The sequence below is a fragment of the Pseudomonas sp. RW3S2 genome (assembly GCF_014268955.1).
GTDB classification, from domain to species: Bacteria; Pseudomonadota; Gammaproteobacteria; order Pseudomonadales; family Pseudomonadaceae; genus Aquipseudomonas; species Aquipseudomonas wayambapalatensis.
The window spans coordinates 175018-202017 of sequence record NZ_JABWRM010000005.1 but is presented as its reverse complement, the minus strand read 5'-3'; the positions used below and the strand labels follow the sequence as shown (position 1 = coordinate 202017).

25 protein-coding genes and 1 tRNA gene are annotated in these 27000 nt (G+C 63.7%); 12 read left to right on the top strand and 14 right to left on the bottom strand.

Annotated elements, in window-relative coordinates:
* Nucleotides 1-34: 34 nt before the first annotated feature.
* From rffA to HU748_RS09490, 6 genes are read right to left on the bottom strand one after another with little or no spacing between them, the layout of a single operon-like run.
* A complete protein-coding gene (gene rffA, locus HU748_RS09515; RefSeq protein ID WP_186720187.1) occupies nt 35-1180 on the bottom strand; it encodes a dTDP-4-amino-4,6-dideoxygalactose transaminase in 1146 nt (381 codons plus the stop codon).
* Nucleotides 1177-1896 carry a metallophosphoesterase family protein gene (locus HU748_RS09510; RefSeq protein WP_186667444.1) on the bottom strand — a complete coding sequence of 240 codons (720 nt, stop codon included), beginning with the start codon at nt 1894-1896 and terminating at the stop codon, nt 1177-1179. Before HU748_RS09510 ends, rffA begins: the two co-directional genes overlap by 4 nt.
* Nucleotides 1877-2854 carry an ATP-grasp domain-containing protein gene (locus tag HU748_RS09505; protein ID WP_186720186.1) on the bottom strand — a complete coding sequence of 326 codons (978 nt, stop codon included), beginning with the start codon at nt 2852-2854 and terminating at the stop codon, nt 1877-1879. The genes HU748_RS09510 and HU748_RS09505 overlap by 20 nt, the downstream gene beginning before the upstream one ends.
* Complete coding sequence (locus HU748_RS09500; protein WP_186667446.1) at nt 2851-3702, bottom strand: NAD(P)-dependent oxidoreductase; 852 nt, start codon at nt 3700-3702, stop codon at nt 2851-2853. Before HU748_RS09500 ends, HU748_RS09505 begins: the two co-directional genes overlap by 4 nt.
* Nucleotides 3699-4427, bottom strand: a complete 729-nt coding sequence (locus tag HU748_RS09495; protein ID WP_054891698.1) for a class I SAM-dependent methyltransferase — start codon at nt 4425-4427, stop codon at nt 3699-3701. Before HU748_RS09495 ends, HU748_RS09500 begins: the two co-directional genes overlap by 4 nt.
* Nucleotides 4424-5176 (bottom strand): WbqC family protein, encoded by a 753-nt coding sequence (locus HU748_RS09490; RefSeq protein WP_186720184.1) that lies wholly within the window; start codon nt 5174-5176, stop codon nt 4424-4426. Before HU748_RS09490 ends, HU748_RS09495 begins: the two co-directional genes overlap by 4 nt.
* 277 nt (nt 5177-5453) lie before the next feature.
* On the opposite strand from HU748_RS09490, the gene HU748_RS09485 reads away from it, so the two are divergent.
* The 3 genes from HU748_RS09485 to HU748_RS09475 all read left to right on the top strand — a co-directional run bounded on the left by HU748_RS09485 (nt 5454) and on the right by HU748_RS09475 (nt 10041).
* Complete coding sequence (locus HU748_RS09485) at nt 5454-8354, top strand: aminotransferase (RefSeq protein ID WP_186720183.1); 2901 nt, start codon at nt 5454-5456, stop codon at nt 8352-8354.
* Nucleotides 8355-8551: 197 nt separating this feature from the next.
* Complete coding sequence (gene aguA, locus HU748_RS09480; RefSeq protein WP_186710231.1) at nt 8552-9658, top strand: agmatine deiminase; 1107 nt, start codon at nt 8552-8554, stop codon at nt 9656-9658.
* A 185-nt stretch (nt 9659-9843) separates the two neighbouring features.
* Nucleotides 9844-10041, top strand: coding sequence for a hypothetical protein (locus HU748_RS09475; protein ID WP_186667450.1), 198 nt, complete (start codon nt 9844-9846; stop codon nt 10039-10041).
* A gap of 54 nt (nt 10042-10095) precedes the next feature.
* Here the strand turns inward: HU748_RS09475 and ppk2 are convergent, their stop codons facing one another.
* From ppk2 to HU748_RS09450, 5 genes are all read right to left on the bottom strand, one after another.
* The gene (gene ppk2, locus HU748_RS09470) at nt 10096-11079 is read right to left on the bottom strand and encodes a polyphosphate kinase 2 (RefSeq protein ID WP_238343321.1); all 984 of its coding nucleotides are present in this window, start codon (nt 11077-11079) and stop codon (nt 10096-10098) included.
* Between the two features lie 205 nt (nt 11080-11284).
* Nucleotides 11285-11360: transfer RNA gene (locus HU748_RS09465), tRNA-Phe, on the bottom strand.
* A 122-nt stretch (nt 11361-11482) separates the two neighbouring features.
* Nucleotides 11483-11755 carry an oxidative damage protection protein gene (locus tag HU748_RS09460; protein WP_054891704.1) on the bottom strand — a complete coding sequence of 91 codons (273 nt, stop codon included), beginning with the start codon at nt 11753-11755 and terminating at the stop codon, nt 11483-11485.
* Nucleotides 11752-12819, bottom strand: a complete 1068-nt coding sequence (gene mutY, locus HU748_RS09455) for an A/G-specific adenine glycosylase (protein WP_186710232.1) — start codon at nt 12817-12819, stop codon at nt 11752-11754. Before mutY ends, HU748_RS09460 begins: the two co-directional genes overlap by 4 nt.
* Nucleotides 12816-15065 (bottom strand): AsmA family protein, encoded by a 2250-nt coding sequence (locus HU748_RS09450; RefSeq protein ID WP_186720181.1) that lies wholly within the window; start codon nt 15063-15065, stop codon nt 12816-12818. The genes mutY and HU748_RS09450 overlap by 4 nt, the downstream gene beginning before the upstream one ends.
* Nucleotides 15066-15117: 52 nt before the next feature.
* Here HU748_RS09450 and HU748_RS09445 point away from each other — a divergent pair, with 52 nt between their 5' ends.
* The 7 genes from HU748_RS09445 to hisF all read left to right on the top strand — a co-directional run bounded on the left by HU748_RS09445 (nt 15118) and on the right by hisF (nt 20362).
* Entirely contained in the window at nt 15118-15294 is a 177-nt protein-coding gene (locus tag HU748_RS09445) for a hypothetical protein (protein WP_186720178.1), read from the top strand.
* A gap of 180 nt (nt 15295-15474) precedes the next feature.
* Complete coding sequence (locus HU748_RS09440) at nt 15475-17133, top strand: OFA family MFS transporter (protein ID WP_186667453.1); 1659 nt, start codon at nt 15475-15477, stop codon at nt 17131-17133.
* A 189-nt stretch (nt 17134-17322) separates the two neighbouring features.
* Nucleotides 17323-17916, top strand: a complete 594-nt coding sequence (gene hisB / locus HU748_RS09435; RefSeq protein WP_054891708.1) for an imidazoleglycerol-phosphate dehydratase HisB — start codon at nt 17323-17325, stop codon at nt 17914-17916.
* The gene (gene hisH, locus HU748_RS09430; protein WP_186720176.1) at nt 17916-18554 is read left to right on the top strand and encodes an imidazole glycerol phosphate synthase subunit HisH; all 639 of its coding nucleotides are present in this window, start codon (nt 17916-17918) and stop codon (nt 18552-18554) included. Before hisB ends, hisH begins: the two co-directional genes overlap by 1 nt.
* The gene (locus HU748_RS09425) at nt 18555-18815 is read left to right on the top strand and encodes a DUF2164 domain-containing protein (protein ID WP_186667454.1); all 261 of its coding nucleotides are present in this window, start codon (nt 18555-18557) and stop codon (nt 18813-18815) included. It abuts the gene before it with no gap.
* Between the two features lie 28 nt (nt 18816-18843).
* Nucleotides 18844-19581: a 1-(5-phosphoribosyl)-5-[(5-phosphoribosylamino)methylideneamino]imidazole-4-carboxamide isomerase gene (gene hisA / locus HU748_RS09420; RefSeq protein WP_023382794.1), complete on the top strand. Its 738-nt coding sequence runs from the start codon at nt 18844-18846 to the stop codon at nt 19579-19581.
* 10 nt (nt 19582-19591) lie between these two features.
* Nucleotides 19592-20362, top strand: coding sequence for an imidazole glycerol phosphate synthase subunit HisF (hisF, locus tag HU748_RS09415; protein WP_186720174.1), 771 nt, complete (start codon nt 19592-19594; stop codon nt 20360-20362).
* A 100-nt stretch (nt 20363-20462) separates the two neighbouring features.
* On the opposite strand, the gene choV is transcribed toward hisF, so the two are convergent.
* From choV to HU748_RS09400, 3 genes are all read right to left on the bottom strand, one after another.
* Complete coding sequence (gene choV, locus HU748_RS09410; protein ID WP_186667456.1) at nt 20463-21641, bottom strand: choline ABC transporter ATP-binding protein; 1179 nt, start codon at nt 21639-21641, stop codon at nt 20463-20465.
* Entirely contained in the window at nt 21638-22486 is an 849-nt protein-coding gene (gene choW, locus HU748_RS09405) for a choline ABC transporter permease subunit (RefSeq protein ID WP_186667578.1), read from the bottom strand. The genes choV and choW overlap by 4 nt, the downstream gene beginning before the upstream one ends.
* Before the next feature lie 230 nt (nt 22487-22716).
* A complete protein-coding gene (locus HU748_RS09400; protein WP_151925524.1) occupies nt 22717-23664 on the bottom strand; it encodes a choline ABC transporter substrate-binding protein in 948 nt (315 codons plus the stop codon).
* A gap of 442 nt (nt 23665-24106) precedes the next feature.
* On the opposite strand from HU748_RS09400, the gene HU748_RS09395 reads away from it, so the two are divergent.
* Nucleotides 24107-25483 (top strand): L-serine ammonia-lyase, encoded by a 1377-nt coding sequence (locus HU748_RS09395; protein ID WP_186720173.1) that lies wholly within the window; start codon nt 24107-24109, stop codon nt 25481-25483.
* A 390-nt stretch (nt 25484-25873) separates the two neighbouring features.
* Entirely contained in the window at nt 25874-26980 is a 1107-nt protein-coding gene (locus HU748_RS09390; RefSeq protein ID WP_054891716.1) for a GlxA family transcriptional regulator, read from the top strand.
* The last annotated feature ends 20 nt before the right edge of the window (nt 26981-27000 follow it).

Below are 27000 nucleotides of genomic sequence, written 5' to 3'. Positions count from 1 at the left end.
GGCATTGTGCTGCAGGCGCGTAACAGCCTTTGGTTCAACGGCGCGCGAGCGCGGTACTCAAGGCTGAAATCACTCGGTCCTGGCGTTCATCGCCCAGGCCGCACCACAGCGGCAGGCGTACCAGGCGGTCTGACAGTTCGTCGGTGAGCTGCATCGAGCCATGTGTACGTCCGTAGCGCTCGCCGGCGGGCGAGGAATGCAGTGGCACATAGTGGAACACGGCATACACCTCTTCGTCTCGCATCCTCTGCAACACAGCCTGACGGTCAATGCCCGGGGCGAGCAGCACATAGTACATATGAGCGTTGTGCTGGCAGTCCTGCGGGATGATCGGACGACGCAGCAGGCCATCCGCCTCGAGGCCGGCGAGGGTGTGGTAGTAGCGTTCCCAGGTGGCCAGGCGGCTGTTGGTGATCGCTTCGGCTTCCTGCAACTGTGCCCAGAGGAAGGCAGCGGTCAGCTCGCCGGGCAGGAACGACGATCCGACCTCCTGCCAGGTGTACTTGTCGACCTGACCGCGGAAGAAGCGGCTGCGGTCGGTACCCTTCTCGCGGATGATTTCCGCGCGCATCACCAGCTCTGGATCGTTGGCCAGCAGGGCACCACCCTCGCCGCTGATGACGTTCTTGGTTTCATGGAAGCTGAACGCGCCCAGATCCCCGATGCTGCCCAGCGCGCGCCCCTTGTAGCTGGACATGACGCCCTGCGCGGCATCCTCCACCACCTTCAGGCCGTGCGTGCGGGCGATGGCCAGGATGCTGTCCATCTCGCAGGCGACGCCGGCGTAGTGGACCACGGCGATGGCCTTGGTGCGGGGGGTGATGGCGGCCTCGATCAGGCGTTCGTCGAGGTTGAGCGTGTCTTCACGGATGTCGACGAACACCGGCACCGCGCCGCGCAGGACGAAAGCATTGGCGGTGGAGACGAAGGTGTAGGACGGCATGATCACTTCATCGCCGGGCTGGATGTCGAGCAGCAACGCGCACATTTCCAGTGCCGCGGTGCAGGAGTGAGTCAGCAGCGCCTTGCCGCTGCCGGTACGTTCCTCGAGCCAGGCATGGCAGCGCTTGGTGAACGGTCCGTCGCCGGCAAGCATCTGGCCCAGGTTGGCCTCGGCAATATGGTGGAACTCCTTGCCAGTCATGTAGGGGCGGTTGAAGGGGATCTTTTCCAGGCTCATGGGCGGTTTCCTGCAGCGTTCGCGGGCGGAAGGTCGCTGCGGATCGCGCTGATGCGCCCGCCGATCTGCGTGCCCTTGGCAAGGTTTTCGTAGAAGTACTCGGTGAAGCCAGCATGTGCCATGGCGCGTTGCGCGGCCTCGATGTCGTAGGCGATGCGACAGAGCGTGAAGCGTTGGCCATCCCAGGTGGCGAAGGCGGCCCGAGGGTCGCCGTCGCGGGGCTGGCCGACCGAGCCAGGGTTGCACCAGGCCTTTTCGCGGCCTTGCCAGAGGTACTGCACATGGCTGTGGCCGGAGGCAAAGAAGCGCCCCGGGCGTTCGGCGAAGTAGGCCTCGCTGGGCTCGAGATACTCGTCCAGTGGGTCGTTCCAGCCGCCGTGGATCAGCTCAAGGCCATGCAGGCTGGCGCGCTCCGGCAGGCTTTCGAGCCAGCGGCGGTTGTCGGCGCTGAGCACCTCACGCTGGTAGTCCAGACAGGCATTGGCGCTGTTGGAGCGTGGGCAGGGCTGGTTGAGTGCGATGTAGGCATCGTGGTTGCCCATCAGCGAGAAGATCCCGCGAGCGCGCAAGGTATCGCAGCACTCGTTGATCTGGCTGTAGTAACCGGCGGTGTCGCCCAGGCAGATGATCTCGTCCACACCCATCCGGTCGAGCTCGGCGAGCACAGTGGACAGCGCGGCGAAATTGCCGTGGATGTCAGAAATGATCCCGATCATGAACCACGTAGTCCTCGATGTAGCGCACCGCAAAACCTGCGCGGACCTCTGGTTGCCGGGGCTTCTCGCCCTGGAGATACCAGGCCAGGCACATGGCGGCCTCGTTGTAGCCGAAAGCGGTGCGGATGGAACTGGTGGAAGAGATCCGTGGATTGATCTCCAGCAGCTTCCAGGTGCCGTCGTCTGCCCGGCGGAACTGCAGGTTGGTGGGCCCGACCGGTTTGAAGTGCTGGCACAGGCGCAGCACCACGGCATCCAGGCTGGCGTCGTGGCGCACTTTGGCCTTGGCTGTGGAGCCGTCAGAGGCCAGGCTGCGCTGGAAGGTGATCGCGGCGCAGATGCCGCCCTGGCCGTCACCGAACACCGCCACGGTGTACTCCTGGCTGGCGCTGCCGATGATCGGCTGGGCCATCAGCACCTCCCCGAGAAGGGGTGCCCAGGGTATGAAATCGCGCTCTTCGCGGACCCACACCAGGCCCTTGGAGGCATAGCTGCGTCGCGGCTTGAGCAGGAACGGAAGGCCGAGTTGCTGCGAAAGCGAGGCGAAGTCGCCGGTCAGATAGCTGGGGATGCGGGCGTCGTCTTCAAGTGCCAGCAGGGCCTGGTCCATGGCGTACTTGTCGCGCGACAGGCTGATCAGTCGGGCGTCGTTGAGCACAATCCGGCAGCCGCTGGCAGCCAGCACGTCACGGTGTTCGTCGAGCCAGTGCACATCCTGCTCGATGCCGGGAATCAGCAGCTCGACCCGATACTGCTCGATCATCCGCAGCAGCCAATCCTGATATCTGGGGTCGGCGGTCAGCGGTGCCTGTTCGAAGTGGTCGCACCAGGCCTGGCCGACCGCATCGTCGTAGATGTCGGTGCCCAGCAACGTGAGTGTCGGGTCGGCGGCGCGCAGCGATTTCAGCAGGCCATAGCCCATGATCGCGCCGACGCCGGTGACCATTGCCGTGGTCATTGCTGGGTCTCCTGATGAGCCTGCATCAGTTGCAGGCCGGTACGGATGTCAGTGGCTGGCCAATAGTCGATGGCCTGGTGCAGTTGCGCATCGGCCTGCATGGCCGGCATATCGGCGATGTCCGGCTTGTCCCGTAGGAAGTGGATTTCGGCAGGGCGGGCGCAGGCAGCAAAGGCCGCTTCGGCGATCTCGGACAGCCTGGGGCTGTGCGGGTGCACGCAGTCGAAGCGACCGACCACCGTGCGCTGCGCCACGCGTTTCACGATCTCGGCCAGGTCGTCCAGAAACAGGTAGTTGCGCTGCGCATCGTTGTTGCCATACAGCTGCACTGTCCTGCCTGCACGCGCCGTTTCGGCGATGACGTACAGCAGCCCCTGGTGTTTGCGGCAGGCACCGGCTGCATCGTAGACCTGGCTGGGGCGCAGGATGGTCAGGGCGATTTCGCGTTGCTTGCAGAACAGCTGTGCAAGCTCCTCGGAATGGCGCTTCGACAGCGAATAGATGTTGTAGTGAGGGTCGTCGGCGCTAAAGCCTGCGAACACCGAAGACACCAGGATCAAGTGCCGGGCGCCGCTCTGCGCAGCAAGCTCGCAAGCGCGCAGGGTACCGACCGCGTTGACCTGCTCGGCCTGGATCAGCGCTTGGCTGGAGGTCCCGCCGAAGGCGGCGGCCACCAGCACCGCGGTATCGAAGTGCCCGCCAGCGAAGGGCGGGTTGTCTGCCTGCTCCAGATCGAACGGGAAGTCCGCTTCGCGACGCCCCGCAGTCCTGACTTCGCCCAGCGTGGCAAGCCGGGCGGCGATGGCCTGGCCGATGACCGAGGTGCTGCCGATCAACAGGCTTCTCATGTCGGCTCGACCTGGGCCTCGAACATGAGTGCACAGCAGAGCTCGGGGTAGTCGATGCCGACCGTGCACATCCCTTCGATGATCTCGTTGGACAGCCCCAGTGGCTGCAGTTGCGAGGTCATCAGTGGCTTGAGGAACACCCCTTCCTTGCGCACGATGCGATAGCCGGCCTGCTCCAGCTCATCGGTCAGGCGGCTGACCGAGTAGGTGCGCTGGTGACCGAGTTCCAGATCGCCCTGGCCCAGCTTCATCATGTCGTCGAGCTTGCCTGCCGCATGGCCGATACGCCGGTGCAGCGACTCGCCATTGGGCACCAGGGCGAACAGCCGGCCGCCAGGCGCGAGGAAGCGGCGGAAGTGTTCCAGGACCTGCTGCGGGTTGTCGACGTGTTCGAGGATGAAGCCCATCACGATCAGGTCGAAGGTCCGCTCGGTGTCGAAATGCTCGAAATAGCTTTCGACGATCTCGACCGGGCTGTCGGGGTAGTTTTCGCGGAACTGGGCGATGACCGAGGGCGATCCGTCGATCACCGTGTGCGAGGCGAAGAAGCGCGAGAAGCGGTTGGTCGAGAAACCGTGGCCGACACCCAGCTCCAGAATCGAGTGGTGCTCCTGACACAGCTTCATGATCCGCTGGGGATACCAGTTGAGCATGATGTCGTTGTCGAAAGCGAAGCCGAAACGATCACTGTAGGCGCCGATGTAGCTGTCTAGTGCATTGCTCATGGGGAGACTCGCATGTCGGGTGCTGCGCCCGTCGGCGCGGTGGATTCAGGAGCCGATGACCGTATGTGCTTCATGAAGCGCGGTGCGTCCGGGCCACAGTTGAACAGCAGGTCGAGGATGCTCACGCCATGGGTGAAATCACCCCACTGCTGCGGGTATTGGGGGTAGCCGCTGTAGTCGAACCAGCTGACGGCGATGCCCTGTGCGGCGAACAGGCTTTCGTCCAGATAGTCGCGTGCGGCCGGGCCGGAAAGGTATTCGCTGGCACCGGCTTGCAGGCACAAGTCGACCAGGCGTTCGCTCTTGCCTTCACCCAGGCGATAGTCCCAGGAGTGGCTGATGCGTGTGCCGATGCCCAGGTAGTGGCAGACGGCCTGGAGTAGCCTGCGATTCAGCGGGCTGAGATGGTCGAACTGCTCTTCGAGATAGATCGGTCGCAGCCACTGTTTGATTTCGTCGAAATACGGCGCACGCTTGTAGTTCGCTTCGAGGGACCGCCAGTGACTGGCGGCCCAGTCGTGCCCGTCGATCCGTGTTTCGCGGATCGCCTGGTGGTAGCGCCCTCTGACCTGAACCGGCACGGTCAGCCATTGCACGCCCTGGGGAGTCTTGATTTGGTTGCGATTGCGCCAGTCACGTCGGGTGAATTGCATGTCGTCGTAAAGGATGAACTCGTCCACGGCGGCGATCAGGTCGAAATAACCTTTCCAGGGGATGTAGTTCGACTGCAGGATGGCGACCTTCTTCATGCGTATGCCCCCGCGCGTTTGTGACGAACTTCTGACGCATGCAGCCTGCGCGACGATGCCCCGGCGTCAAGGAGCCGGTGCGGGAGGGGCGACAACAACAGTGGTGCAGCGGACATCGACAACGAACTCCTGATGGACAGCGGGCGATACCAGGCCTTCTGGGGCGCGCCTTTGGCAATGATCGTTGCAGGTTGGCAACGACTGTCTGCGTCTCACCCCCTTGCTTCCGGGCAGTGGTAATGGCGATATAAGCAAAAAAGAGGCCGAGGTTCGCACCATGCCGTTGCACACCCTGATCCACCGCTCCAGCCTTCCACGTCCCGAGGTTTCCGAGGCGCAGGCCAGCCATGCCCTGCAGGCCTATTACGGCCTGCACGGCGCGCTGGTGCCCCTTGGCAGCCAGCAGGACGTGAACTACCGGCTGGACAGCGAGCAGGGGCGCTTCGTCTTCAAGCTCTGCCACGGCAGTTATGCCCAGGTCGAGCTCGAGGCACAGCATGCCGCGCTGGCCTACCTGCGCACCCAGGGCCTGCCGGTGCCTGCGGTGCGTGCAGCGCTGGGTGGCGAGGGCTTGCTGGCGCTGGAGATCGGCGGCCAGGCCCTGCGTTGCCGTGTGCTCGAATACATCGACGGCCAGCCACTGACTCGCCTGAAGCACATGCCGGATCGGCTGATGGCCGAGCTGGGGGCGCTGTGCGCGCAACTCGACAAGGCCCTGGTCGGCTTCGAGCACCCGGGGCTGGAGCGCACGCTGCAGTGGGATCCGCGGCATGCCGAGGCGTTGATCGAGCACCTGCTGCCGGTCATCAAGGACGAGGCCCGGCGCGAGCGCGTCGAGGGTGTGGCCAGTCAGGCGCGGGCGCGTCTGCAGCCGCTGGTCGGACAGCTTCCGACGCAGGCGGTGCATCTGGACATCACCGATGACAACGTGGTCTGGTCGCTTGACGAGCAACGTCAGTGGCAGGCGCAAGGTGTGATCGACTTCGGCGATCTGTCACACACCTGGCGTATCGCCGACCTCTCGGTCACCTGCGCAGCCTTGCTGCACCATGCCGAAGGCGATCCGCTGCGCATCCTGCCGGTGATTGCGGCCTACCAGGCGGTCAATCCGCTGAGCGAAGCCGAATTGCGCGCCCTGTGGCCGCTGGTGCTCAACCGTTCCGCAGTGCTGGTGCTGAGCAGCGAGCAGCAACTCACCGTCGATCCGGACAACCAGTACACCCGCGACAACATCGCCCATGAGTGGGAAATCTTCGATACCGCCACTGCGGTGCCTGCCGCATTGATGGAAGCGGCGATCCTGCAGACGGCAGGTTTTGCCCCCGACACCCTGGACCTCGGCGACTGCGCAGCACTGCTGCCGAGCCTGGCCGGCCAGACCGTGGGTCGGCTCGATCTCGGTGTGCTGAGCCCGCACTGCGAGGCTGGAAACTGGCAGCAGGCCGGATTCGACCAGCGCCTGTTGCTTGCCCAGCCGGCTCCCGCCACCACGCTGCATGGGCAGTACCGTCTGTCGCAAACCCATTTTGACCGCCCGGACGAGCCTGCCACCTGTGCCTTGGGCGTGGAACTGAACCTGCCGAGCGGTACGGTGTTGCACGCGCCGCAAACCGGTATCTGGCTGAGCACGGGGGATGGCCGCGGGTGTCTGAGCATCGCCGGTTGGGGGCTGTGGCTGAGCGGCCTGGAGCAGGCGCCAGAGGATGGCGAATCGGTGCGCAAGGGGCAGCTGCTCGGTTCGACCTGTGGCTTCCTGAGCGTACAGCTGTGCCTGGATCCGAACATTGCGCCGCCGTTCTTCGCCAAACCGTCCCAGGCACAGGCCTGGCTGGCGCTTTGCCCGTCGCCGACGGCACTGCTGGGCTTCGATTGCGATGCCGAGCCGCTGGTCGATGCCCAGGCCCTGCTGGCGCGGCGCGATGCCAGCTTCGCCCGCTCGCAGAAGCACTACTACGCCCAGCCGCCGCATATCGAGCGCGGCTGGCGCAACTACCTGATCGACATGCAGGGGCGTTCCTACCTGGACATGCTCAACAACGTGGCGGTGCTCGGGCATGGGCATCCGCGCATGGTCGCCGAATCGGCGCGGCAGTGGTCGCTGGTCAATACCAACTCGCGCTTCCACTACGCGGCCATCGCCGAGTTTTCCGAGCGCCTGCTCGAGCTGGCGCCGGAAGGCTTCGACCGGGTGTTCCTGGTCAACAGCGGCACCGAGGCCAACGACCTGGCGATTCGTCTGGCCTGGGCCTACAGCGGCGGGCGTGACCTGCTCAGCGTGCTGGAGGCCTATCACGGCTGGTCGGTGGCCACCGATGCCATCTCCACCTCGATCGCCGACAATCCGCAGGCGTTGGAAACCCGGCCGGACTGGGTCCATCCGGTGGAGGCGCCGAATACGTTCCGCGGCCGTTACCGCGGCGCCGACAGCGCCAGCGATTACCTGCGCGATGTCGACGCCAAGCTCGCCGACCTGGATGCCCGTGGCCGCCAGTTGGCAGGGATGATCTGCGAACCGGTGTACGGTAATGCCGGCGGGATCTCGCTACCCAAGGGCTACCTGCGCGAGGCCTATGCCAAGGTGCGGGCGCGCGGCGGCGTGTGCATCGCCGATGAAGTGCAGGTGGGCTATGGTCGCCTGGGCGAGTACTTCTGGGGCTTCGAGGAGCAGGGCGTGGTGCCGGACATCATCACCATGGCCAAGGGCATGGGCAATGGCCAGCCGCTGGGTGCGGTGATCACCCGCCGCGACATCGCCGAGGCGCTGGAGGCCGAGGGCTATTTCTTCTCCTCGGCCGGCGGCAGCCCGGTGAGCTGCCGGATCGGCATGGCGGTGCTGGATGTGATGCGCGACGAAGGGCTGTGGGACAACGCCCGCGATGTTGGCCGCCACTTCAAGGCGCGCTTGCAAGCGCTGGTCGATAAACATCCGCTTGCCGGTGCCGCCCACGGCTCGGGCTTCTACCTGGGGCTGGAACTGGTGCGTGACCGCCAGACACTGGAACCGGCGACCGAGGAGACCATGGTCCTGTGCGATCGCCTGCGCGACCTGGGGATCTTCATGCAGCCCACGGGAGACTACCTGAACATCCTCAAGATCAAGCCGCCGATGTGCACCACGCGCCAGAGCGTGGACTACTTCGTCGATTGCGTGGATCGTGTCCTGACGGAGCTGAGTTGATTTAAACCGATTTATATCGATTAAATTTCCTGAAATATCTATTTCGATTTTATTTCAGGCTTTAAAAGTCGATATCTATCGGTTAGATTGGTCGTATTCGCTGCCCCTGTGGGAGCGGGCTTGCCCGCGAAGGGGCCCTGCAGACACCTGAACAACCAACCCTGGCACCAGCCTGCCGGGCCATCCAGAGGCTACTCATGAAGACCCTGAACTCGACTCCCCGCGCCGACGGTTTCCACATGCCTGCGGAGTGGGCTCCGCAAACCCAGGTATGGATGGTCTGGCCGGAGCGCCCTGACAACTGGCGCCTGGGCGGCAAGCCCGCGCAGGCGGCACACGTCACCTTGGCCAAGGCCATCGCCCGCTTCGAGCCGGTCACCGTGGCGGTATCTGCGGGCCAGTACGAAAACGCCCGCCGCCAGCTCGACCTGCCCAATATCCGCGTGGTTGAGATCAGCAACGACGACGCCTGGGTCCGCGACACCGGCCCGACCTTCGTGATCAACGATCACGGCGAAGTGCGCGGCGTGGATTGGGGCTTCAATGCCTGGGGCGGTTTCGACGGCGGCCTGTACGCGCCCTGGAACCGTGACGAAGAGCTGGCCGCCAAGGTCATGGAAATGGAACGCTGCCAGCGCTACCACACCGAAGGCTTCGTGCTCGAAGGCGGTTCGATCCACGTGGACGGCGAAGGCACCCTGATCACCACCGAAGAGTGCCTGCTCAATCGCAACCGCAACCCGCACCTCACGCGTGAGCAGATCGAGGACGTGCTGCGCGAGCATCTGGCAGTGGAGACCATCGTCTGGCTGCCCGACGGCCTGTACAACGACGAAACCGACGGCCACGTCGACAATTTCTGCTGTTACGTCAGCCCGGGCGAAGTGTTACTGGCCTGGACCGATGATTCCAACGACCCCAACTATGCACGCTGCCACGCCGCCTACGAGGTGCTGAAAAACACCCGTGATGCCAAGGGACGCGAGTTCGTGGTGCACAAGATGCCCATTCCCGGGCCGCTGTTCGCCACCGAGGAAGAATGCGCCGGGGTCGACCAGGTCGCCGGCAGCCAGGAGCGTGACCCGTCGGTGCGCCTGGCCGGCTCTTACGTGAACTTCCTGATCGTCAACGGCGGCATCATCGCGCCGAGCTTCGACGACCCGGCAGATGCCCAGGCTAGAGCGATTCTGGCCAAGGTCTTCCCGGACCATGAAGTGGTGATGATCCCAGGTCGCGAGCTGCTGCTGGGCGGTGGCAACATCCACTGCCTCACCCAGCAGCAACCGGCACCGGTCAAGCGCTGATCGCCGAACACTGGAGGGGCCTGTCGAACGACAGGCCCTTTTTGTTTGCGCGAACGATTTTTCCACGCGCTGGCACAGCTCTTGTATTGCATTTCCCTGGGGTGTTTCGGGGCGGCGGTCCACGCTGTTCTGTAACAATCCCACAGTAATTTAGCCGCTCACGGCCCCGGGGAGTACGTGTCGAAATGAATGCAGCAAGTGAGTCGGCTTTGTCTCCAATGGCGATCAATCACGAATCGCTCAAGGTGCTGGCGCAATGGTTGAAGCACCATGGAAACATCCGGGTCAGGAAGACCGATACGCGCCGCCTTCTGGATGGTCGCTACCCTCAAGGCCTGCTTAGCGAAGCGGAGCTCGAGGCTCTGGTTGCTGTCTGGCGCTGAAGGCAAGGCATCGCACAACGAAAACGCCACCGTATCGACGGTGGCGTTTTTGTTTCAGCTGGCCAGCTCCGTGGCCTCCTCTTCCTCGAACCCGCGAGCGGCACGACCCACCAGCAGCGGGTCTGGCGCGTGGGCGACGCAGTGATCCTTGCCTGGGTAATCCAGCGAGTGCAGGAAGTGCCGGATGCAGTTGAGCCGGGCGCGCTTCTTGTCGTCGGACTTGATCACTGTCCAGGGTGCATCGGCGGTGTCGGTGTGGAAGAACATCGCCTCCTTGGCGGCGGTGTAGTCGTCCCACTTGTCCAGTGACTTGATGTCGATTGGCGACAGCTTCCAGTGCTTGAGTGGGTCGTCCCGCCGGGAGATGAAGCGGCGCAGCTGTTCTTCGCGATTCACCGAGAACCAGTACTTGAACAGCAGGATGCCGCTGTTGCACAGCATCCGCTCAAGATCAGGTGCCTGGCGCATGAACTCCAGGTACTGCAACGGTGAGCAGAAATCCATGACCCGCTCGACCCCGGCGCGGTTGTACCAGGAGCGGTCGAAGAACACCATTTCGCCCGCCGTAGGCAGGTGCTGGATGTAGCGCTGGAAGTACCACTGGCCCTTTTCCTGCTCGGACGGCTTCTCCAGCGCGACGATCCGGGCTCCCCGCGGGTTCAGGTGTTCCATGAAGCGCTTGATGGTGCCGCCCTTGCCCGCCGCATCGCGCCCCTCGAACAGCACCACGATGCGCTGGCCGGTATCTTTCGCCCAGCTCTGCACCTTCAGCAGCTCGATCTGCAGCGCGTGCTTGGCCTTTTCGTACTCCTGGCGGCGCATGCGTGTGCGATAGGGGTAGCTGGCCGGCAGGCGCGCGCTGGTGCTGTCTTCGTTGCTGCCTTTACGGGCGCTGGCGACTTCCAGGGCGGCAGGTTGCTGGCTGATCCGGGTGATGGATGCTTGCGGTTTGCGCTTGCGAGGGCGCGGTGTGCGCAGTGGCGTAGCCGGGGCAGCTTCGACGGGGTTGGCAAGGGGGAGGGGAGAATCGTCGCTCATGGAGGTCCTTTCGGGGATCGGGTGTCCATGGCGCAGTTTAGGGCGGTGCGGTTGGTGGCTTTTTGATGCTGGTCAATGGTGGCCGGTTAGGCAAGACCACTCTTGATCAACGGAGGAGGGAGAAATCGCAGGCAACAAAAAACCCGCACTAGGCGGGTTTCTTGTGTCGCTTCGGGTAACTTTGCAACCACCCGATGCTTAATGGTGGTGCCCAGAGACGGAGTCGAACCGCCGACACGAGGATTTTCAATCCTCTGCTCTACCGACTGAGCTATCTGGGCGACGGGGCGAATTAAAAAGGTTTTCAGACCTTGCGTCAACGACTTTTTGAAAATTTTTTAAATTAATTCCGTCGCTTACGCATGTTGGCTGTTTTTTGTACAGCCAACCGTCCTGATCGGGTTCACTCGCTGGGTGGAACGTAGCCTTCGGCCTGGGCGTAGTCCTCGCCGGCGAAGAACTTGTCCATTTCCGCCTGGAGGAATTTGCGGTCTTCGCCATTCATCATGTTCAGGCGCTTCTCGTTGATCAGCATGGTCTGGTGCTTCTGCCACTCATCCCAGGCCTTCTGCGAGATGTGCTCGTAGATGTCCTGGCCCTTGGCACCGGGGTAGGGCGGGCGTGGCAGGCCTGGCAGTTCTTCGTTGTACTTGCGGCACTTCACGGTGCGGGTCATCGGGGGTCTCCTGCAGTCAATTCGTCGGCCACGCGTGCGAGCAGCTTCTTGACCGGGGCTGCGAGGCCCAGGCGCGGCGGGGTGGCGAGGTTATACCAGAGCCAGTCGGGCTCGGCCACGTGCGAGCCGAGCGGGTCGACACGCACCAGCCACGGCTCGATCGCCAGCTGAAAGTGGCTGAAGGTGTGAGTCAGGCCTTGCAGCGCCTGGCTTTGGGTCATGCGCAGGCCGTGCTGGTAGGCGAGGTCGTCGAGCTGCGCCAGGCTGTCGAGCTCCGGCAGGCTCCACAGGCCACCCCAAAGACCGCTGGAGGGGCGGCGGTAGAGCAGGATGGCGCCTTCGTTGTTGGTCAGCAGCGGCATCAGCGTCTTGCGCTGGGGCAGGGCCTTGCGCGGCTTGGGTTCTGGGTAGCGTTTCTCGTCGCCGAGCAGGTGCGCCTCGCAGCCCTGTTGCAGCGGGCAGATCAGACAACTGGGCTTGCTGCGGGTGCACAGCGTGGCGCCCAGGTCCATCATCGCCTGGGTGTAGTGGTTGACCCGGGTCATGGGGGTGAAGCGCTCGGCTGCGGCCCACAGCGCATTGGCCACCTTGGGCTCGCCGGGGTAACCGGCCTGGGCGGTGAAGCGCGCCAGGACGCGCTTGACGTTGCCGTCGAGGATCGGCGCTCGGATGCCCATGCTGATGCTGGCGATGGCGCCTGCGGTGGAGCGGCCGATACCGGGCAGCTCGGTCAGCGCCTCGACGCTGCGTGGGAACTCGCCGTCATGCTGGGCGACGACGATCTTCGCCGCCTTCTGCAGGTTGCGCGCGCGGGTGTAGTAGCCCAGGCCCGTCCACAGGTGCAGTACCTCGTCCTCCGGCGCTTCGGCCAGGGCCTGCACGGTGGGCAGGGCCTGCATGAAACGGTCGAAGTAGTTGAGCACGGTACTGACCTGGGTCTGCTGCAACATGATTTCCGACACCCACACCCGGTAGGGAGTGATGCCCTGTTGCCAGGGCAGGTCGTGGCGGCCGTGCTGATCGAACCACGTCAGCACGGCGCTGGAGAACTGCTGGGGGCTCATCGTTTGAACAGCCCCTTGAGCGCATCTTTCAATTCAGGGCTCACCTTGTCGCCGAGTTTTTCCTCGAGCTTTTCGTCGATCTTGTCTTTCAGGCGGTTGCCGGCAAGTTTTGCGGCAACCTTGCCCAGGCCGTCCTGGTCCAGGCGGCAGGCCTTGGCCCCCAGCTCGAGCGGGCCGCGGCAGCGCAGCGGCACTTCGACGCCGACGTAGCGCTCGTTGACCTGACAGGCCGGGTCGGGCATGGCGCGCTGGTCGCCTTCGACCATCACGCCGACGCCGTAGTCCATGCCCAGCACGCGCAGGTCCAGATCGCCCTGGCCGTTCACGGTCAGGCCCGGGATGCGCACCTTGAGGTCTGGGTTGCTGGCCACGCCATTGCGTACCACCAGTGTGCCGCGCAGTTCCTGGAAGGGCGTGTCCTTGGCCCGTGGCTCGCCGCTGAGCTGCTTGCGGTTGAGGGTGGCGATGGCCTGGCACAGCTGCTGTTCGAGGTTGGCGTTGACCAGTACACCGTCGTTGATGGTGAAGCTGGCGTTGCCGTTGAGCGTGTCGATCAGGGCCTTCTGGCTGTTGCCGGTGGCGGTCAGGTCGCTGGACAAGGTCAGCAGGCCTTTGACCGGCGGCGCCTGATCGGGGCTTTCACGCTTGATGAAGTGCTCGACCGGCACCCGGTTGATGCGGGTGTTCACCCCCAGTTGCGGCACGGCAGGGCGCACATCGACCGTACCCTTGGCCTCGAAGGTGCCGTTGTACAGGCCGCCGCGCAGGGTCTCCAGGGTGACCAGGCCGCCTTGGCCGTTGGCCTTGAGCTGTGCATCGGTGATCGGCAGCTTGTCGAGGGTCAGGGTGCCGAACGACAGGTCGGCCTGCAGGTCGAGGGCGCGCAGGCGATCGACCGGCAGCAGCTTGTCGGTGCTCCAGGCTACTTGAGTGGGGGCGCTGGGCAGTGGCGAGGTACCGGCACCTGCGATCGCACTGGCCTCCTGCTGCTTGACCTCGGCCTGGCGTGCGGCCTTGGCACCCTTGGCTTCTTCGCTCTTGGCCGGCAGGTAGCGATCGGCGTTGAGCGTGTCGCCCTTGAGCTGGAGGCGCAAGGCTTGCTTGGCGAAGTCTTCGACGGCGACGCGGCCGGTGAAGGTGCTCTGGTCGAGTTTCACCGCCAGGTCTTCCATGGCGATGGAGTTCTGGGTGCCTTGCAGGCGGCCGACCAATTCCAGCTTGGCGAAGGCGGTCGGGTCGGCGGTTGCCGGCAGCGGATGGCCGATGCCGTCGAGGAAGGTGCGCAGGTCGAACTGGGCGATTGACAGCCCGCCGCTGAGTTGTGGTGCCTTGTCCAGGTCGCGCAGGCTCAGCTCGCCGAGGGCGCGCAGCTGGTTGGCCGAGACCTTCAGGCCGCTCCAGGACGCGACGTTGGCGCCCAGGTCGACCAGCACCTGGCCTTGGGCGGCGAAGGTCACGGTCTTGCCAGCGGTCGGCTCGCCCGAGGTTTCGCCGGACAGGCGCATGTCTTCGAGACTGTAGCGCTTGAGCTTGCGGTCGAAGCGCAGATCGCCGACCAGTTCGGTACGGGCCTTGATGTTCGGCTCACTGGCGCTGAGGAAGGCGCTGGCCTTGATCGGGGTGTTGACCCCGTCGTGGATGGGGCCGCTGCTCAACTGGATGCTTTCGGCGCCATAGCTTTTGCCGCTCTGCTCGTCGGTGAACTGCACCCGAGCGTTGTTGACGGTCAGGCTGTCGATGTCCAGTTTCACCGTGCGTTCGTTGCTGGCTTGCGCTTGGGTCGCTGTCGGGGTGCCATCGGCAGCCGGGGGCGGCGCATCAGGGCTGGCGTTCGGGTCGGGGAGCGGCTTGCCGATATCCTCCCAGTTGCCATGACCGTGTTCGTCGCGCAGCAGCGTAAGGTTCAAGCCCTCGATGCGCACATCGCTCATCTGCACCTCGCGGCGCAGCAGCGGCAGTACGCGCACCGACAGGCCGAGCATCTGCAGGTCGGCGAACGGCTGCTTGGGGTTGTTCAGCGTGGCGATGCTCGCCTCGTGCAGTTCCAGGCCCAGCCATGGGAACAGGCTCCAACCGATGTCACCGTTGAGGGTGAGCTCGACGTGGGCCTTGTTGCGGGCCAGCTGGCGGATTTCGTCTTTGTAGTCGTTGGGATCGAAGAGGTGGGTCAGGGCGAAGCCCAGCGCCACGATGATCAGCAACAACCCGAGAAGTCCCAGCCCCAGGAATTTGCCGAACGCTTTCATGGGCGAGTCCTTGTAGTCCGATAGGTGAATTCAAGCGGCAGAGTATAGCGCCGTGACCATCGCTTCTGAGTATCGCTTCGACAGTTATGGTCAGGGCAGTTCCACGCTTGGGTCTGCTTTGGCCTCATTCGCGGGCAAGCCCGCTCCCATGGAAGCCTACGAAAAGGTCGCTGCAGATCGCAAACGGTTGCGCATCCGACCTGTACCGGTTCAGTTTTATGAAAAATAACGATGTCAGATTGATCTCACCGTCATCTTATGCTGGTAACCTTGCGCAGCTTCCGGAGTGACCGCGACCTATTGTCGCGGGGCAACGACGCCGAAAACGGTGCCAATTTCGCCTTGTGTGCCGCGAAAAAGCCAAGGATCCGGTCCGAAAGCGCAGTCTACCTATAAAAGGATCGAATCCATGAATAGCAGCATTACGGCAGGAGCAGCGGCGAGCGCGCCGGGCTTCCTGTCCAAGGAGCGCATCATCGCCCGGCCGGGGTTCAATCGCTGGTTGGTTCCACCGGCCGCCCTGGCCATTCACCTGTGCATCGGCATGGCCTATGGCTTCTCGGTGTTCTGGCTGCCCCTGTCCCAGGCCATCGGCATCACCGCACCGGTCGCTTGCTCGCCTGACATGGGCTTCATCGCCCGCCTGTTCAGCGCCGACTGCGACTGGCAGATCTCGATGCTCAGCTGGATCTACACCCTGTTCTTCGTCTTCCTCGGCTGTTCGGCCGCCGTGCTGGGTGGCTGGCTGGAACACGCCGGCCCGCGCAAGGCCGGCCTGGTATCGGCGCTGTGCTGGTGCGGCGGCCTGCTGATCTCGGCAATCGGGGTGAAGACCCATCAGCTGTGGCTGATGTGGCTGGGTTCGGGTGTGATCGGCGGCATCGGCCTGGGGCTGGGCTATATCTCGCCGGTCTCCACGCTGATCAAGTGGTTCCCGGACAAGCGCGGCATGGCCACTGGCATGGCGATCATGGGCTTCGGCGGCGGCGCCATGGTCGGTGCACCGCTGGCCACTGCGCTGATGGGGCACTTCGCCAACGGCCAGGAAGTCGGCGTATGGCAGAGCTTCGTCGCCATGGCGGCCATCTACTTCGTGTTCATGACCGCTGGCGCCCTGGCGTACCGCGTGCCGCCGACCGGCTGGAAGCCTGAAGGCTGGACGCCGCCGGCGAAGAAGGCCAACGCCATGGTCACCGACCGCCACGTGCACGTCAGCGTAGCCTGGAAGACCCCGCAGTTTGCGCTGGTCTGGCTGGTCCTGTGCCTGAACGTCTCGGCCGGTATCGGCATCCTCGGCATGGCCTCGCCGCTGCTGCAGGAAGTGTTCGGCGGCAAGCTGCTGGGCAACGACCTGAGCTTCAGCGAGCTGAACGCCGCGCAACTGGCGCAGATCGCTGCCATCGCTGCCGGCTTCACCGGCCTGCTCAGCCTGTTCAACATCGGCGGGCGTTTCTTCTGGGCGTCGTTCTCCGACTATATCGGGCGCAAGAACACCTACTTCGCCTTCTTCGCCATCGGTGTAGGCCTCTACACCCTGGTGCCGAACATGGGCCATATCGGCAACGTGGCGCTGTTCGTTGCGGCGTTCTGCATCATCCTGTCGATGTACGGCGGCGGTTTCGCCACCGTTCCAGCCTACCTGGCCGACCTGTTCGGCACGCAGATGGTCGGCGCCATCCACGGTCGCCTGCTGACCGCCTGGGCTGCGGCCGGCGTGCTGGGCCCGGTGTTGATCACCTACCTGCGCGAATCGCAGCTGGCGGCAGGTGTGCCGCGCGCGGCAGCCTACGACATGACCCTGTACATCCTCGCCGGCCTGCTGGTGCTGGGCTTCATCTGCAACCTGCTGGTGCGCCCGGTGGCCGACAAGTACTTCATGACCGACGCCGAGCTCGCTGCCGAGCGCGCGCTGAGCCACGACAAGGGCGCCGATGGCGCGCAGGCGCTGGAGTGGCATGCCGCTCCGGGCAGCCTGCCGCTGGTGCTGCTGGCCTGGGCCGTGGTGGTGATTCCGCTGGCCTGGGGCGTGTGGATCACTCTGCAGAAGACGGCAGTGCTGTTCCACTGATGCACTGATTTGCCGGACCTGAAAGGGCCCTTTCGCGGGCAAGCCCGCTCCTGCAAGGTGATGTTGCCCTTGTGGGAGCGGGCTTGCCCGCGAATGCTTTGTGCTGCCGCACGTCATCCGCGTTTCAAGCCGGCGCATTCTGGGCCTATAATGGAGCCCTTTTCGCCCAATGATTTTGCGGAGCTGGTGATGGTCGAACGTAAGGCTTCCGTCGAGCGCAATACCCTGGAAACCCAGGTCAAGGCCTCGATCAACCTGGATGGCACCGGCAAGGCCCGATTCGATATCGGTGTGCCTTTCCTTGAACACATGCTCGACCAGATCGCCCGGCACGGGCTGATCGATCTGGACATCGAATGCAAGGGCGACCTGCATATCGACGATCACCATACCGTCGAAGACGTCGGTATCACCCTCGGCCAGGCCTTCGCCAAGGCCATCGGCGACAAGAAGGGTATCTTCCGCTACGGCCACGCCTACGTGCCGCTGGACGAAGCGCTGTCGCGCGTGGTCATCGACTTCTCCGGCCGTCCCGGCCTGCAGATGCATGTGCCGTTCACCCGCGCCTCGGTGGGTGGTTTCGACGTCGATCTGTTCCAGGAGTTCTTCCAGGGCTTCGTCAACCACGCCCTGGTGACCCTGCACATCGACACGATTCGCGGTCACAACACCCACCACCAGATCGAAACCGTGTTCAAGGCCTTCGGCCGCGCCCTGCGCATGGCCGTGACGCTCGATGAGCGCATGGCCGGCCAGATGCCGTCGACCAAGGGATGCCTGTGATGCAGACTGTCGCCGTCATCGACTATGGCATGGGCAACCTGCACTCGGTGGCCAAGGCCCTCGAGCATGTGGGCGCTGGCAAGGTGCTGGTCACCAGCGACGCTGCGGTGATCCGCGAAGCCGATCGCGTGGTGTTTCCAGGCGTCGGCGCGATCCGCGACTGCATGGCCGAGATCCGTCGCCTGGGCTTCGACAGCCTGGTGCGTGAAGTCAGCCAGGACCGCCCCTTCCTCGGCATCTGCGTCGGCATGCAGGCGCTGCTCGAGCACAGCGAGGAGAACGAAGGCGTCGACTGCATCGGCCTGTTCCCCGGCCAGGTGCGCTTCTTCGGCAAAGGCCTGGAGGAAGACGGCGAGCACCTGAAGGTGCCGCACATGGGCTGGAACGAGGTCAGCCAGAGCATCGACCACCCGCTGTGGCACGACATCCCGGACCGCGCGCGTTTCTATTTCGTGCACAGCTACTACATCAATGCCGGCAAGCCGGGCCAGGTGGTCGGTCGTGGCCACTATGGCGTCGACTTCGCCGCTGCGCTGGCCGACGGCTCGCGCTTCGCCGTGCAATTCCACCCGGAAAAGAGCCACACGCACGGCCTGCAACTGCTGCAGAACTTCGTCGCCTGGGACGGGCGCTGGTAAATGAGCAGGTCGAAGACCAAGGCCCCGGTCATCACCCTGGCCCCCGAGCAGGAGCGCGAGGCGCTCGATGTGCTCAAGCGCTTTCTTGAAGAGCGCTTCGAGCTGACGCTCGGTTCGTTCGAGGTGGCCGAGGTCCTCGAGTTGTTCAGCAAGGAAATTGCACCCCATTACTACAACAGGGCGATTGCCGATGTTCAACTGCACCTCAAGGAGCGGTTCGAGAGCATCGAAAGCGACCTGTGGGCGCTCGAGAAGCCCTGAACTCCACCGATTAGAACAGGTTTCCAAGATGCTGATTATCCCCGCTATCGATCTGAAGGACGGTGCCTGCGTGCGCCTGCGCCAGGGCCGCATGGAAGACTCGACGGTATTCTCCGACGACCCGGTGAGCATGGCTGCCAAGTGGGTGGAGGGTGGCTGCCGCCGCCTGCACCTGGTCGACCTCAATGGCGCCTTCGAGGGCCAGCCGGTCAACGGCGAAGTGGTCACCGCCATCGCCAAGCGCTACCCGAACCTGCCGATCCAGATCGGCGGCGGCATCCGTTCGCTGGAAACCATCGAGCACTATGTCAAGGCTGGTGTCAGCTACGTGATCATCGGCACCAAGGCGGTCAAGCAGCCTGAGTTCGTCGCCGAGGCCTGCAAGGCGTTCCCGGGCAAGGTCATCGTCGGCCTGGACGCGAAGGACGGCTTCGTCGCCACCGACGGCTGGGCCGAAGTGAGCTCGGTGCAGGTCATCGATCTGGCCAAGCGTTTCGAGGCCGACGGCGTCTCGGCGATCGTCTACACCGACATCGCCAAGGACGGCATGATGCAGGGCTGCAACGTACCCTTCACCAAGGCCCTGGCCGAAGCCACCTCGATCCCGGTGATCGCCTCGGGCGGCATTCACAACCTGGGTGACATCAAGGCCCTGCTGGACGCCAAGGCCCCGGGCATCATCGGCGCCATTACCGGGCGTGCCATCTACGAAGGCACCCTCGATGTCGCCGAGGCCCAGGCCTTCTGCGACAACTACCAAGGCTGAGGACTGAACCATGGCACTGGCCAAGCGCATCATCCCTTGCCTGGACGTGGACAACGGCCGGGTGGTCAAGGGCGTCAAGTTCGAGAACATCCGTGATGCGGGTGATCCGGTGGAAATCGCCCGTCGCTACAACGAGCAGGGCGCCGACGAGATCACCTTCCTGGACATCACCGCCAGTGTCGATGGCCGTGATACCACCCTGCATACCGTCGAGCGCATGGCCAGCCAGGTGTTCATCCCGCTGACCGTCGGGGGTGGCGTGCGTACCGTGCAGGATATCCGCAACCTGCTCAACGCTGGTGCCGACAAGGTCTCGATCAACACCGCCGCGGTGTTCAACCCGGAGTTCGTTGGCGAAGCTGCCGACCGTTTCGGTTCGCAGTGCATTGTCGTGGCCATCGACGCCAAGAAGGTTTCTGGCCCAGGCGATACGCCGCGCTGGGAAATCTTCACCCATGGCGGGCGCAAGCCTACCGGCCTGGATGCGGTGGAGTGGGCGAAGAAGATGGAAGGTTTGGGCGCCGGCGAGATCCTGCTGACCAGCATGGACCAGGACGGTATGAAGAATGGCTTCGACCTGGGCGTGACCCGTGCCATCAGCGACGCGCTGGGGATTCCGGTGATTGCCTCCGGTGGCGTGGGCAACCTGCAGCACCTGGCCGACGGGATTCTGGAAGGGCATGCCAGTGCGGTACTGGCGGCGAGCATCTTCCACTTCGGTGAGTACACGGTGCCAGAGGCGAAGGCCTACATGGCGTCGCGCGGGATCGTGGTGCGCTGAATCAGTGAAGGGGGCCGCTATGCGGCCCAATCGCGGGGCAAGCCCGCTCCTACAAAGGCCGCGTAGTATTTTGTAGGAGCGGGCTTGCCCCGCGATGGTTTCAGCCGTGATTCTTGCCCAGCAACGCGTGATACAGCTCGCTGTCGCCCAGAATCCCGACCACCTTGTCGTTCTCCTGCAGCACCAGCTTGTTGCCGGTCTGATAACGAATCTGCAGCGCCTCGCGCATGCCGATGTCGGCGTGCACCAGCGTTGGCAGACGGCCCAGGCTTTCCACATCCTGCCCCGGCACCCAGTTCTGCAGGTCCAGCCCATTCTGCCCCTGACGCGCGCGCTTGATCGAGCCGCCTTCGCCCAGGTCCAGCCACGAGTCGCCACCCGGGTCCAGGCACACCGATCCGTTGATCCGCTTGCAGTTGTCCAGGCTGCGCATCAGGCTGCGGCCGCACAGGACGTTGAGCGGGTTGGTGTGGGCGACGAAGGTGCGCACGTATTCGTCGGCCGGGTTCAGCACGATCTCTTCCGGCTTGCTGTACTGGATGATCCGGCCATCCTTCATGATCGCAATGCGGCTACCCAGCTTCAGGGCCTCGTCCAGGTCGTGGCTGACGAAGACGATGGTCTTGCTCAGCTTGCGCTGCAGCTCCAGCAGTTCGTCCTGCAGGCCCTGGCGGATCAGGGGGTCCAGCGCGGAGAAGGGTTCGTCCATCAGCAGGATGTCGGCGTCCATCGCCAGCGCCCGGGCCAGGCCCACGCGTTGCTGCATGCCACCGGACAGCTCGTCCGGCTTCTTGTTGCGCCACTGGGTCAGGCCCACCAGCTCGAGCTTCTCGTCCACCAGCTTGCGCCGCTCCTTCTCGGGGCGACCCTGCATTTCCAGGCCGAAGCTGATGTTCTCGCGCACGGTCAGCCATGGCATCAGGGCGAACTTCTGGAACACCATGGCGATGCGCTTGGTGCGCATCATCTTCAGCTCTGCCGGGGAGCAGTGAGCGATGTCGATATGCTTGCCTTCGTGCTCGACGAACAGCTTACCGCGGCTGACGGTGTTCAGGCCGTTGATGCAGCGCAGCAGGCTCGACTTGCCCGAGCCCGACAGGCCCATCAGCACGCAGATCTCGCCTTTCTCGATGTCCAGGTTAGCCTTTTCGACGCCGACCACCAGGCCGGTCTGCTTGAGGATCTGCTCGCGGGTCTTGCCCTGGTCGAGCAGCGACAGCGCTTCGCGCGGCTTGCTGGAGAAGATGACGTCGACATCTTCGAAGCGAATGATGCTCATGCTTCACTCCTTGCCGGCAGTTCCGGTTGTTTGCAGATACGGTCGAGCATGATCGCCAGCAACACGATCGCAAGGCCCGCTTCGAAGCCGAGCGAAATGTCGGCAGTATTGAGGGCGTTGACCACCGGTTTGCCCAGGCCATCGGCGCCGACCAGGGCGGCGATCACCACCATCGACAGCGACAGCATGATGCATTGGGTAACGCCTGCGGCGATGCTCGGCATGGCGTGCGGCAGTTCGATGCGCGTCAGCAGTTGGCGACGCGAGCAGCCGAAGGCCTTGCCGGCGTCCATCAGCTCCTGGGGCACATCACAGATGCCCAGGTAGGTGAGGCGGATAGGTGCCGCGATGGCGAACACTACGGTGGAGATCAGCCCCGGAACCACGCCCAGCCCGAACAGGGTGAGGGTCGGGATCAGGTAGACGAAGGTGGGGACGGTCTGCATCAGGTCGAGCACCGGACGCATAGCGGTATAGAACATCGGCTTGTGCGCGGCAATGATGCCCAGCGGCACACCGATGGCCACGCAGACCACCGTGGCGAAGCTCACTTGCGCCAGGGTTTCCATGGTTTCCTGCCAGTAGCCGAGGTTGAGGATCAACAGGAACGACAGGGCGACGAAGACGGTCAGCGCCCACTTGCGCTGGATCAGGTGCGCGAGGGCGGCGAACAGGGCGACGAGAACGAAGGGGTTGAACCAGGTCAGGGCACTGGTGACGCCATGGATCATGAACTCCAGGCCTTGGGCGATAGCGTCGAAGTAGTTGGCGCCGTTCTGGGTCAACCATTCGACAAATGAGGCGATGTACTGCCCCAGAGGTATTTTTTGATCGATAAGCATGATAGCGAGCTTCCACCTGCAATGATTGAAATCAGTCCGGGGTGAGCACGGTCCCACCCCGAGGTAGTGCCTAGGCTCTGGATGGAAAGCCTTGATACTCGGTGATGCTGCGTTGAAAACAGCCTCGGAGTACCCATTTGAAACCCGTAAAGTCGAGCGCGACCCCGGCCGTTCCTCGGCTGTTTTCGCCTTGCCTGACCTTCGTCTCAAGACTTTTCATCCAGAGCCGACAGCTACTGCGTCAACTTGGCCTTGGCTGCCTCCAGGCCTGGTTTGCCATCCACGGTGGTGACGCCGGCCAGCCAGGTCTCCAGCTTGCCGGGGTTGTCCTTGAGCCACTTCTTGGCGGCCGCCTCGGGCTTCATCTTGTCGTCCAGGACATAGCCCATCATGGTGCTTTCATCCTTGAGCTCGAACACCAGGTTCTTCAGCAGCTGGCCGACGTTGCTGCATTCCTGCGCATAACCCTTGCGGGTGTTGGTCAGTACGGTGGCCTTGCCGAATTCTGGACCGAAGAACTCATCACCCCCGGTCAGGTACTGCATCTTGAAGCGGGTGTTCATCGGGTGCGGTTCCCAGCCCAGGAACACTATGGCCTCGCCGCGCTTCTGGGCCCGATCGACCTGCGACAGCATGCCGGCCTCGCTCGACTGCACGATCTTGAAGCCGGCGTCCTTCAGGCCGAAGGCGTTCTTGTCGATCATGCTCTGGATGGTGCGGTTGCCATCGTTGCCCGGTTCGATGCCGTAGATCTTGCCGTCCAGTTCCTTCTTGAACTTGGGAATATCGCTGAAATCCTTCAGACCCTTGTCATACAGCGCCTGGGGCACTGCCAGGGTGTACTTGGCGTTTTCCAGGTTGGCGCGGACCGTCTCGACGGTGCCAGCGTCGCGGTACTGCTTGATGTCGTTTTCCATGGTCGGCATCCAGTTGCCGAGGAAAACGTCGAGGTCCTTGCCGGTGGCCAGCGACTTGTAGGTCACCGGCACCGAGATCATGGTGGTGTGGGTCTTGTAGCCCAGCGCTTCGAGGACAACGCTGGTGGTTGCCGTGGTCACGGTGATGTCGGTCCAGCCGACATCGGAGAAGCGAACCGTTTGACACTGTTCGGGTTCGGCCGCTTGGGCGAACACAGGTGCTGCGAGCAACGCAACCAACAACAGCGAGGGTGAACCTTTCATGGGTGGACTCCTGTGATTTTTTCTTCGGGTTCGCGTAATCGTCGTCGCATTCTGGGGCGTCGATCGATCTGGCCTGCAGAGGGCAGGTTGCGTGGCCGTGCAATACGAGTCGCTTTCGATAATCCCCCAGCGTTCGGCAATCGCCTACTGGTGGAGTCGTAACCAGTGCAGGACAGGTCGCATCCAGTACGGGCAATGTCGCTTACGGATTTTTCCACACCTCGGCCCGTGTCTTTGCGTCACCGGTTCGCCTGAAAGCGGCGAAATGATGGCTGTCGCAACAGGGCGCTGCCGGACAAAAGTACGTCGGTTGCAGACGGCGAGGGGTGGGGTAAAAGCCCGATGATGCGTGCATTCGCGGCAACTCGCCGCTATCAGCCTAGCAGCTGGCTGCGCCGCCACATGGCGCGCAGAGACAAGCCCATCAAGAGGTGATTCGACAATGGCCATCAGCGTGTTCGACCTGTTCAAGATCGGCGTCGGGCCTTCCAGCTCGCATACCGTCGGCCCCATGCGCGCCGCAGCGCTGTTCGTCCAGGGCCTGCGCGAGAGCGGCGAGCTGGAGCGGGTTCGGCGTATCGAGGTGCGTTTGTACGGCTCGTTGTCGGCCACCGGCATCGGTCACGGCACCGACAACGCCACGATCATGGGGCTGATGGGCGAATGGCCCGACGCAATCGACCCGACGCAGATCACCCCACGCATCGCCGACCTGCGCGAAACCGGCATATTGCAGCTCGACAGCCGCCTGCCCATCGAATTCATCTGGGCCCGCGACATGCTGCTGCTCGACGAGAACCTGCCCTACCACCCCAATGCCATGACCCTGGTGGCCGAAGGTGCCGAGGGCGAGCTGCATCGCGACACTTACTACTCGGTGGGTGGCGGCTTCGTGGTCGATGCCGCGCAGGCCGCGCGCGGCGTACTGGACGCCGACCAGACGGTGCTGCCCTACGATTTCAACAGCGCCGCCGAATTGCTGCGCCTGTGCAAGCAAAACGACATGCGCGTGTCGCAATTGATGATGGAGAACGAGAAGGTCTGGCGCAGCGAAGCCGAGATTCGCGCCGGTCTGCTCAAGCTCTGGGGCGCCATGCAGGAGTGCGTGAACAACGGCCTCAAGCACGAAGGCATCTTGCCCGGCGGGCTCAATGTGCGGCGCCGCGCAGCCAAGCTGCACCGCAGCCTGCAGGAGATCGGCAAGCCCAACGTGATCGGCTCGACCATGAGTGCCATGGAGTGGGTGAACCTGTTCGCCCTGGCGGTCAACGAAGAAAACGCCGCCGGTGGGCGCATGGTCACCGCACCCACCAACGGCGCGGCCGGCATCATCCCGGCGGTGTTGCACTACTACATGCGCTTCTCCGACGCGGTGGACGAGTCCAATGTGGTGGAGTTCTTCCTCGGTGCAGCGGCGGTAGGCATCCTGTGCAAGAAGAACGCTTCCATCTCCGGCGCCGAGGTGGGCTGCCAGGGCGAGGTCGGCTCGGCCTGCGCCATGGCTGCAGCGGGTCTGGCCGAAGTGCTGGGGGCCACGCCGGCACAGTTGGAAAACGCTGCTGAAATCGCCCTGGAGCACAACCTCGGGCTGACCTGCGATCCGGTCGGAGGCCTGGTCCAGGTGCCTTGCATCGAACGTAACGCCATCGCTGCGGTGAAGGCGATCAACGCCGTACAGATGGCCCTGCGTGGTGACGGCGAGCACTTCATCTCCCTCGACCAGGTGATCCGCACCATGCGCGACACCGGCGCCGATATGCACGACAAGTACAAGGAAACTTCTCGTGGCGGGTTGGCAGTCAGCGTCATCGAATGCTGATGCGCTGATCTGGCCCTCCTGCGGCGGTTGTGCCGCATTATTGTGCAGCAGCCGGTTCCGACCGGCTGTCGGCTGTCGCTACCAGTGGTGTCATTGTCGGTGACACTTATGAATGTCGCTTCTGGGCAGCCTTCCCACAAGTGCTACCGAACTGCTCAGCCGTTACACGCAGAGGCGCTGGCACGCCTGTTTGCGATGATCGTCCAGCGCTCTCGGAAAAGCCCTACAACTCGCGCGGCAACGTCGTTTTTGGGTTTTTTTGGATAGCCGTTCAATTTCAGGCACGGCGATTGCGTTGAGATTGGCAAAGCCCCTGCATACGAATCAGGGCCATTACAAGAAACGGTGCCCGCCTGAGGCACACCCTGCATTGTGTGAGGAGAAACCGCGATGACGTCGTACACCTCCGGGAACCCAACCCAGAACCGCACAGCACCCCAGTCCATCGGCTTTCTCCTGCTGGACAACTTCACCCTGATTTCGCTCGCCTCGGCGGTCGAGCCGCTGCGCATGGCCAACCAGCTGTCGGGGCGCGAGCTGTACCGCTGGCATACGCTGACCGTCGATGGCGGCCAGGTCTGGGCCAGCGATGGCCTGCAGATCACCCCGGACGCGGCGATGCACAGCGCACCGCCGGTGGACACTGTGATCGTCTGCGGTGGCGTTGGCATCCAGCGCACCGTGACCCGTGAACATGTCACCTGGCTGCAGGCCCAGGCGCGTCAGTCGCGCAGGCTTGGTGCGGTGTGCACTGGCAGCTGGGCATTGGCCTGTGCCGGCCTGCTCGACGGCTTCGACTGCAGCGTGCACTGGGAGTGCCTGGCGGCGATGCAGGAAGCCTTCCCGCGGGTCAACATGAGCACCCGCCTGTTTACCCTCGACCGCAACCGCTTCACCAGCTCCGGTGGCACTGCGCCCCTGGACATGATGCTGCACCTGATCAGCCGCGATCATGGTCGTGAGCTGTCGGCAGCCATCTCCGAGATGTTCGTCTACGAGCGCATCCGCAATGAGCAGGACCACCAGCGCGTGCCGCTCAAGCACATGCTCGGCACCAACCAGCCGAAGCTGCAGGAAATCGTCGCGCTGATGGAGGCCAACCTCGAAGAGCCGATCGACCTGGACGAGTTGGCGGTGTACGTCAACGTGTCGCGGCGCCAGCTCGAGCGCCTGTTCCAGAAGTACCTGCACTGCTCGCCGTCGCGCTACTACCTCAAGCTGCGGCTGATCCGGGCACGGCAGCTGCTCAAGCAGACGCCGATGTCGATCATCGAGGTGGCGTCGGTGTGCGGGTTCGTGTCGACGCCGCACTTCTCCAAGTGCTACCGCGAGTACTTCGGTATTCCGCCGCGTGACGAGCGTGTGGGCTCCAATACCGCGCAGCAGGTGGCGATGATGCCGATTCCGCAGGCCATGGCGCTGTCACCGCACAGCGGGCCGATGGCGGCCCTGAGCCAGGCGCGTAACGAGTCGACCTTTGCCAGTGTGAGACTTTGAGGCAGCGCTGAATTCTTCGC